We start from the raw sequence: 7980 nt of genomic DNA, 5'->3' as shown, positions 1-7980 counted from the left end.
CCCGCACCGCGGCGGCCGGCATCCCCTATCCGGCGGCCGACGGCACCATCGACGCCAACGCCGCGTGGGCCAAGCGCGTCGCCGGCGCCTGTGCCCGGCACGCGGGCCGGACACTGCCCTTCTTCAACACGGTCAGCATCGCCCGGGACATCAACCGGATCCGGATCGCCCTGGGGCTGCGGACACTCTCCTACACGGGCACCTCGTACGGCACGTACGTCGGGCAGGTCTACGCCTCGCTGTTTCCCGCGACATCGGGCCGGGTGCTCCTGGACAGCACCGTCCCGCCGGGCGGGGTCAAGGCGGCCATCCAGAACAAGGGCCGCGGCGCCGAGGACGCCTTCGGCGGCTTCGCGCGGTGGGCCGCGGACCGGGACAGTACCTACCACCTGGGCGGGTCGCCGCCGGACGTACGGCGGACGGTCCTGTCCACCGTGCGGGAGCTCAACGCGACACCGCTGCCGCTGATGACCGGGAAGAGCCTCACCGGGAACCAGCTGCTGGAGGCCGAGGAAGCACTGCTCGAACAGCGGGACGACTTCCCCGGGCTTGCGGAGCTGCTCGGCGCGGCCCACGCCGGCTCCGTCCCGGCCGACGTCACGTCGAAGCTCCAGTTCGGCAGCGTGTTCCCGGACAACTTCTTCAGCGCGCAGGACGCCATCGTCTGCAACGACACCCGCTGGCCGAAGGAGGTCGCGGGCTACCGGCGGGCGGTCGCCCGCAGCGCGTCCCGGTTCCCGCTGACAGCGGGCTCTCCGGCGAACATCTGGCCCTGCGCCTTCTGGCCCGTGACCGGCTCCGAGCACCCGCCGAAACCGGTGCCGCGCGGACCGCACAACATCCTCATGGCGCAGAACACCGCGGACCCCTCGACTCCGCTGAGCGAGGCCCGCCGGACCCTGCGCGCCTTCGGGGACCGGGCGGCGATGGTCACCGTCGAGGCGACCGGCCACGGGGTGGCCATGTCGAAGGGGTGCGCGGCCGACGCGGTGGCGGACTTCCTGCTCGGCGAGGGGCCGGCGCGGTCACGGCACTGCCCCGCGGCGCGTTGAGACACCGGAGGGCGAGTGACGGTGAGTGACGGCGGCCCAGCCGCACGATCGGCTCCGATATCAGGCGGTATGCCTGGAACAGTCCTACCGTGAGCTGGTCAGCGATCCCCACCGTACGAGGAGCAGCAATGGGCGACGACAGCGCCATGGACAAGATCAAGGGCAAGGCCAAGGAAGCAGCCGGCAAGATGAGCGGCGACAAGCGCCAGGAGGCCGAAGGCAAGGCCGACCAGGCGAAGGGCAAAACCAAGGACACCCTCGGTGACGCGAAGGACCGCGCCCAGGGCGCGAAGGACTCGTTCACGGACTGACGCCCTCGCGCACCGCGGGCCCCCGCCGGAAGGCGGGGGCCCGCGGTATGTGTCCGGCTGGGGCGAGGCCACCGAGCCAGCCTCGCCGGGGCAAGGCCGGCCGGACGCCGGGGCCTTCCGGTGCCCTGCAGCGGTCATGCGAAAATTTTCACATGAAACCCGCGTGCCTCACCCGAAACCCTGACGGCCGCCGCACCCTCCGGTTCGGTATGGCGGCGGCCGTCTGTATATGCACCCTGACGGCCTGCGACTCCGGTTCGGGCGGGGGCAGTTCGGCCGACGGCGGCCAGAGGGCAGCAGGCGGCGGGATCACCACGGTGGCGAAGGCCGACCGTGTCCCGGCTCCCCAGCTGTCGGGAAAGACCCTGGACGGCGCCACACTCGATGTAGGCACGGCTTACCGGGGGAAAATCGTCGTACTGAACGTATGGAGCTCATGGTGCGGCCCGTGCCGCGGTGAGGCCAAGAACCTGGCGGAGGTGTCGCGGCAACTCCACTCCCGCGGCGTCCGGTTCGTCGGGATCAACACCGGTGACCCCACGGCGGGCACCGCCCTGTCGTTCGAGAAGGAACGGGGCGTGCCATATCCGAGCCTGCACGACCCGGCGGGCAAGCTCCTGCTGCGCTTTCCCCGGGGGAGTCTCAACCCGCAGGCCATCCCCTCCACGGTGGTGGTCGACCGTGACGGCCGGATCGCGGCACGGGCCGCCGGAGGCGTCAGTGTGGCTCAACTGCGCACGATGCTCGACCCGTTGACCGCCCGAAAGTAGCCGGAAACGCAGCGGCAGGGAAGGAGAAAGGAGGGCAGGCCGGGCCGCTGGGAGTGCGGCCCGGCCTGCCCCGGACGGGAGACGGTCCGGAGAACTACGCCTGGTGACGGGCCTCGAAGGCGGCGCGCTCGGTTTCGTAGCGCCACTGGAGCGTGGCCTTGGGGCTGGCGTTCAGCAGCTCCCGGCAGCGCGCGGTGACCCTGCCCGTGCGGGGGTCGCTGGTGGCGCAGGCGGCGGTGGGGCGGTGGTCGCCCACGGCGCGCCAGAGGCTGCGTCCCTGGATGAAGGCGTGCTCCAGTGAGGTACGGGCGCTGTCGCGCAGCTGACGGTACGACAGGTGGTGCTCGGTGACGGCGCGGGCGTACTCGACGGTGATGTCGGTGCCCGACACGCCCTGGTCGTCGGTGGACAGCGCCACCGGGACACCCGCGGCCAGGTAGCGGTTGATCGGGTGGCCGGCGCCGCAGACTTCGAGGATCTGGCAGTTGCTGGTCAGCGGCACCTCCACCGCGATGTGGCGGCGCGCCATGGTGCGCAGGAGCTGCTGCGGCCGGTCCTCGTCCATGATGTCGACACCGTGGCCGATGCGCTCGGCGCCCGCGGTCTCGACGGCGTCCCGGACGTGGAACCTGAGGTCTTCGCGCGGGGCCACCTTGCTGGTCAGTTCACCGGCGTGCAGCGTGACATGGGCTGTGCGGTAGACCGAGCGCAGGTACTTGATCATGCGCATCTGCAGGTGGTAGTCGCGCAGCGCGACGGGCGCGTCCTCGGCCTGTACCAGGTTCACCCCCACATAGCGGGGGTCCTTGTCGGCCATCTCGAAACCCGCGAGGAGCTGGGTGAAGACGAACTGCGGGTCGGCGGCCCGGCCGACCTGGAAGTCGAAGCGCACCTGCACCTTGCAGGCGGGCTGCGGGTCGGGGGCGTCGCAGCCGAGGGTGTCGCGCTGCTCGGCCATCTCCCGGGCGGTCTCGGCCTTCGCGTCGTCGAGGACGCGGTGCAGCTTGCCGCCGGCGAGCAGCGCGTCCCGCATCCGGCCGAAGTCACCGGTCCACTCCAGGTCGGCGCCCAGCTTCTGGAGGGCGGCCCCCTGCGGGGTGAACAGCGGTTCCACATAGTCCTGGTGGTTGGCGGCGGCCACCTTCGTCACCTCGGCGACGAGCCGGCCGCGGTGCGACCCGGTGACGGCCTTGAACTTGCCGAAGGTGGCGAAGAAGTGGTCGTGCCCGCTCTCGGCGGGCGACTCCTTGAAGTCCTCCATGGACCAGGCGTGGATGACGTCCTGTCTGAAGTCGTGGTCGGACACGGCGTCCTGGGCGGGCCGGGCCCCGGGTCCGCAGGGCGGCGCGGAGGCCGACAGCGTGGTCGTGTCGATACACAGCCCGTCGTCCGCCGCGAAGCCGATCAGCGCCTCCACCGGCACAGCGCCTGACAGGTGGGTGTGCAGGTCCCCGCCCTTCGGCATCGGACGCAGAAAGGAGCGGAGCCGGTCCGGGTTGTCCCGCACACGGTCGAGGTACCGCTGGGTCCCCGCGGTGGCCCCGTCCTGCCAAGGGCGTTGCACGGCGGGCCTGTTCGGGGGCGCGGCCGCCGACGCGCCGGGCACCGTGGCAGCCAGTACGGCCGTGGCCGCGGCGAGCAGCGCGGTCCCGGCGCGCAGTCCGGAGAAGGACCGGGCCCTGCGGACGCGGCCGGGGTCACGGGAGAAATCGGATCGGGAGGTTCCGTCTGTGGTCATGCGCAAAGAAATACCGGATCTTGATCCACTTTACGGTGACATTCGCCCGATCACACCGGTACGAGTGATGCCGGCAGCCCCAACCCCCCACCGGCGACCGGGTGTCCGGCACGGGCCCGGTCGTCGGACGAGGCATTTCCGGTCAGTCCCGGGCGGTCAGCCGCACCGGCAGCGTGGCGGTGCTGTTGGAGAACAGGGACGGCACCGGGGCCAGCCGGTCCGGGTCCGCGGCCAGGGTCAGACCGGGATACCGGGCGAACACCGCCGGCAGGGCGATTGCGGCCTCCAGCCGGGCCAGTGGCGCGCCGAGGCAGAAGTGCGGTCCGTGCCCGAAGGCCAGATGCCTGCGCTGCTCACGGGTGATGTCGAAGCTCCCGGCGTCCGCTCCGTGCTGTCCCTCGTCACGGCCGACCGCGCTGTACGGCGCCATGACGGCCTCGCCCCTGGGGATCCGTACGCCGGCGATCTCGACGTCCTCCAGGGGGTAGCGGAAGGGGAAGTTCCCGATCGGGGCGTCCCAGCGCAGGGTCTCCTCCACGACATCGGCCCAGACCGATGCGTCACCGTTTTCGGCGATGGCCCGCTGGGCGGGGTGGGTCAGGAGGGCGCGCACCGCGTTGGTGATCAGGCTGAGTGTGGTCTCCTGCCCGGCGGAGAGCATCACGAGGAGCGTCCCGACGAGTTCGTCCTCGCTCATGGCCCCCGGGTCGGACTCGCGTGCGGCGACCAGGGCGCTCGTCAGGTCGTCGCCCGGGTGCTGCCTCCGTGTGGCGACGACCCGGGCAAGGAGCCGGTACTGCTCGGTCTGGCTCGCGCCGACCTCCTCCGGGGAGAGGTCGGAGCGGAAGATGTTGTCCATCAGCTCGCGCAGCCGCGGCCGTTCGTCCTCGGGGACGCCGAACAGCTCGCAGATGACCCGCATGGGCACGGGGTGGGCGAAGTGCAGCCGCAGGTCGACCGACCCGTCCGGCCCGGCGTGCGAGGGCAGCGCGTCCAGCAGCTCCCGCACGATCCGCTCGATCCGGGGGCGCAGCGCCTGCACCCTGCGCGGGGTGAGGGTATCGGTCACCAGCCGGCGCAGCCTGCGGTGCTCCCGGCCGTCCGCCGTGACCATGTTGGTGACCTTCACCATGCCTATGAGCGGCCAGTCGTCGGCTATCTCACCGCGCCTGATGGCGCTCCAGTTGTGCCAGTCCTTGCTGAAACGCGGATCGGCCACCAGGTCGTTCAGCAGGGCGTGGTCGGTCACCGACCAGGCCAGGACGTCTCCGGGGAGCCGGACCCTGACCACGGGTCCGAGTGCGCGGAGGGTGGCGGCCTCGGCGTGGTGGTCGGCGCCGTACGGATCCAGGGTGAGGAGCGGGACCTCCGGGGATGGGGGCGCCGGGTTCGCGGTCATGTGCTTCTCCTAGGTCGCTCGCCATTGCTCGCTACTGCTCGATACTGCGCCCGCTGTTGCTCGTTCGGGTCGTGGCGGCCCGCGCGGATGTGCCGTCGCCGGTGTCCGCTCCGTACCGCGCGGAGAAGACCACGGGCAGCGCGACGGGGACGCGTGTCCAGGGCGAGGGGCGCCAGGCAACGTCCGATGCGGGGATACCGAGCCTCATGTCGGGCAACAGATGAAGGACGGTGTGCACGGCGGTACGGGTGATCAGCCGGGCCGGCACCTGGGCGGGGCACACATGCGCGCCGGCCGAGAAGGCGAGATGCGCACGGTTGCCCGGCTCCACCCCGCCGCCGTCGGCGCGGGCCACGGGGTCGTCGTTGGCCGCGGAGATCCCGAGGATGAGTACGTCTCCGCGCCTGATCTGCTGTCCGCCCAGCTCGGTGTCGCGCAGCGCGTAGCGGGCCGGCATGTTGTTCATCGGCGGGTCGCGCCACAGCGCCTCGTCGAGCGCGTCGTCCACTCCGAGCCGCCCGCCGTGCATCCGGGCCGCGAACCGCGGGTCGGTGAGCATCAGCCGCAGCGTGTGCGAGATCCACGCGGTGACGGTCTCGTTGCCCGCGGAGATCATCACGACCATCGACTGGAGCTGCTCCGCCTCGTCCCGCAGATCGGGGTGGCCGAGCAGGGCGGTCGTCAGGTCGTCGCCCGGTGCGGCACGCCTGGCCCGGAGTGTGTCGGCGAGGATCTGCTCGAAGTGCCGGTTTCCGCTCTGCGAGTCGTCGGCGCTGCCGAACAGCGCGATGAGCGCGCTGAGCAGCTCACGCCCTTCGCCGCTGTCCAGGCCGAACAGCGAGGCGATGGAGAGCATCGGGACGATCGTGGCGTACTCGTTGACGAGGTCGGCGTCGCCACGTGCGGAGAACCCGGCGATCAGCCTGGCGCACACCGACTCGACCTGGCGCCGGGTGCGGCGCTGGTCGATCCGGGCCACGCCGTCGTCGAGCGGCCTGCGCAGCCTGCGGTGCTCCGGGCCGTCGGCGCCGATGACGTTGGCCCGCCAGGCCATCATCGGGAGCAGGCCCGAATCCGGCGACACCACACCGGAGTTGAGGTCGCGCCAGTTGCGCGCGTCCCGCGAGTAGACCTGCTCCTGACGGGTGATGGTCAGCAGTTCGCGGTAGCCCATGACGAGCCAGGCGGGTACCCCCGGCTCCAGTTCCACCTTGGCCACGCTGCCCCACTGTTCGCGCAGCCCGCGGTAGGCGGCCTGCGGATCGCTGGACCCGACGGCCTCGGACAGCGGGAGCAGACCGGTGGTGTGGCCGCGGCGGGCCGGGCAGGACGGCGGCGGAAGGGGATGGCTCATGAGGCGCTCTCCGGTACGCGCGCCGCTCCGGCGCTCATCACATAGTGGACAAGGCTGATCAGTGCGTCGAGTGACGAGGTGCGCTCCCGGGCGTCGCAGATGACGACAGGCGTCTGCGGCAGCAGGTCGAGCGCGGCACGCAGTTCCTCGGCCGAGTGGTACTCGCTGTCCGGGAAGCGGTTGACGGCGACGGCGAACGGCAGCCCGCGGATCTCCAGTTGCTCCAGCACGTCGAAGCTGTCCTCGATCCGGCGGGTGTCGACCAGGACCAGGACCCCGATGGCGCCCTCGGCCAGCCCTTCCCACAGGTCCCAGAACCGGCGCTGACCGGGGGTTCCGAAGAGGTAGAGCACCAGCCGGGAGGTCACCGTGATCCGGCCGAAGTCCATGGCGACGGTCGTCGTGGTCTTGGTGCCGGTGCCCGCGAGGTCGTCCACCCCGATGCTCGCCCGGGTCATCACCTCCTCGGTGCGCAGCGGTTCGATCTCACTGACCGAGCCGACCAGTGTGGTCTTGCCGACGCCGAACGCACCCACGACGAGGATCTTGACCGCCTGCTGGACGGTGTCGGCCAGATAGCGGTCAGCGGAGACGGCGGAGACCATCGAGTACCTCCTGAAGCAGTTGTCCGTCGGGCTGCACGGCCCGCGGTACGCCCGAGCGCGCCGACAGATGACCGCTGTCGACGAGGTCGGACACCAGCACTTTGACCAGGCTCACCGGCAGTTGGAGGTGGGCCGCCGCTTCCACCAGGGACAGCAGCCGCCGGCACATCCGCAGCAGCGCGCGCTCCTCCCGGGTGGCGGAGACGGGGAGGTCGTGCGCAGTGCTGACGGCGATGAGGAGGGTCTCCACACCGATGGTGTTGCGTGTGGGGCGCGAGCGTCCCTTGCTGATCACATAGGGGCGTAACGCCCGGTCCGTGTATCCCCCCTGCGGGTCGCTCACCGAGCGGATCCCGGCCTGGGAGGGCTGCTGAGGTTGGCCGCGCCGATCCTCATGACCTGCGCCTGCATCTGGCGGGCCACCATTTTCGGGTCGACCACCGGGCCTGTCACCACGGCGAGATGGACGTTGTCGGCGCTGCGCATGAAGAGGAAGCCGCCGTTGAACTCCACCATCTGCTGGTGGACCGAGCCGCCGTCCTCGCCGAACTCCCGTCCCAGGCTGCGGCCCAGGGACTGCAGCCCCGAGCAGTTCGCCGAGAGACGGTCGGCCGCGTCCCGGTCCATCCCGTCGGAGCTGACCAGCAGGAGCCCGTCCGCGCTGAAGACGATCGCCTCACGCACCCCGGGGACGGCCGCGACCTCCGAGATCATCCAGCCACGCTGCTGGGGATTGTCCACGTAACTCATG

The 7980-nt window shown here is 71.1% G+C and carries 9 protein-coding genes; 3 read left to right on the top strand and 6 right to left on the bottom strand.

Going from position 1 to position 7980, the window contains the following annotated elements; translation table 11 throughout:
- The 3 genes from G3I19_RS07840 to G3I19_RS07830 all read left to right on the top strand — a co-directional run.
- On the top strand, positions 1-1052 hold a 1052-nt coding region (locus tag G3I19_RS07840; protein WP_164261091.1), incomplete at its 5' end, for an alpha/beta hydrolase.
- A 128-nt stretch (positions 1053-1180) separates the two neighbouring features.
- Positions 1181-1363, top strand: coding sequence for a CsbD family protein (locus G3I19_RS07835; protein WP_164261089.1), 183 nt, complete (start codon positions 1181-1183; stop codon positions 1361-1363).
- A 152-nt stretch (positions 1364-1515) separates the two neighbouring features.
- Complete coding sequence (locus G3I19_RS07830) at positions 1516-2133, top strand: TlpA disulfide reductase family protein (protein WP_164261086.1); 618 nt, start codon at positions 1516-1518, stop codon at positions 2131-2133.
- 94 nt (positions 2134-2227) lie between these two features.
- Here G3I19_RS07830 and G3I19_RS07825 read toward each other — a convergent pair whose 3' ends face one another.
- The 6 genes from G3I19_RS07825 to G3I19_RS07800 all read right to left on the bottom strand — a co-directional run bounded on the left by G3I19_RS07825 (position 2228) and on the right by G3I19_RS07800 (position 7979).
- Positions 2228-3871: an adenosine deaminase gene (locus tag G3I19_RS07825; protein WP_164261083.1), complete on the bottom strand. Its 1644-nt coding sequence runs from the start codon at positions 3869-3871 to the stop codon at positions 2228-2230.
- A gap of 142 nt (positions 3872-4013) precedes the next feature.
- Positions 4014-5270, bottom strand: a complete 1257-nt coding sequence (locus tag G3I19_RS07820) for a cytochrome P450 (RefSeq protein WP_164261080.1) — start codon at positions 5268-5270, stop codon at positions 4014-4016.
- A gap of 31 nt (positions 5271-5301) precedes the next feature.
- The gene (locus G3I19_RS07815) at positions 5302-6624 is read right to left on the bottom strand and encodes a cytochrome P450 (RefSeq protein WP_239074056.1); all 1323 of its coding nucleotides are present in this window, start codon (positions 6622-6624) and stop codon (positions 5302-5304) included.
- Positions 6621-7229, bottom strand: coding sequence for an ATP/GTP-binding protein (locus G3I19_RS07810; RefSeq protein WP_164261077.1), 609 nt, complete (start codon positions 7227-7229; stop codon positions 6621-6623). Before G3I19_RS07810 ends, G3I19_RS07815 begins: the two co-directional genes overlap by 4 nt.
- Positions 7207-7572 carry a DUF742 domain-containing protein gene (locus G3I19_RS07805; protein ID WP_164261074.1) on the bottom strand — a complete coding sequence of 122 codons (366 nt, stop codon included), beginning with the start codon at positions 7570-7572 and terminating at the stop codon, positions 7207-7209. The genes G3I19_RS07810 and G3I19_RS07805 overlap by 23 nt, the downstream gene beginning before the upstream one ends.
- Positions 7569-7979, bottom strand: a complete 411-nt coding sequence (locus G3I19_RS07800) for a roadblock/LC7 domain-containing protein (protein ID WP_164261071.1) — start codon at positions 7977-7979, stop codon at positions 7569-7571. Before G3I19_RS07800 ends, G3I19_RS07805 begins: the two co-directional genes overlap by 4 nt.
- Position 7980 lies beyond the last annotated feature (1 nt).

The sequence above is a fragment of the Streptomyces sp. SID10853 genome (genome assembly GCF_010548145.1).
Taxonomy (GTDB): domain Bacteria; phylum Actinomycetota; class Actinomycetes; order Streptomycetales; family Streptomycetaceae; genus Streptomyces.
Note: the sequence above shows the minus strand (reverse complement) of the source record. Positions and strands in the feature narration are given on the sequence as shown.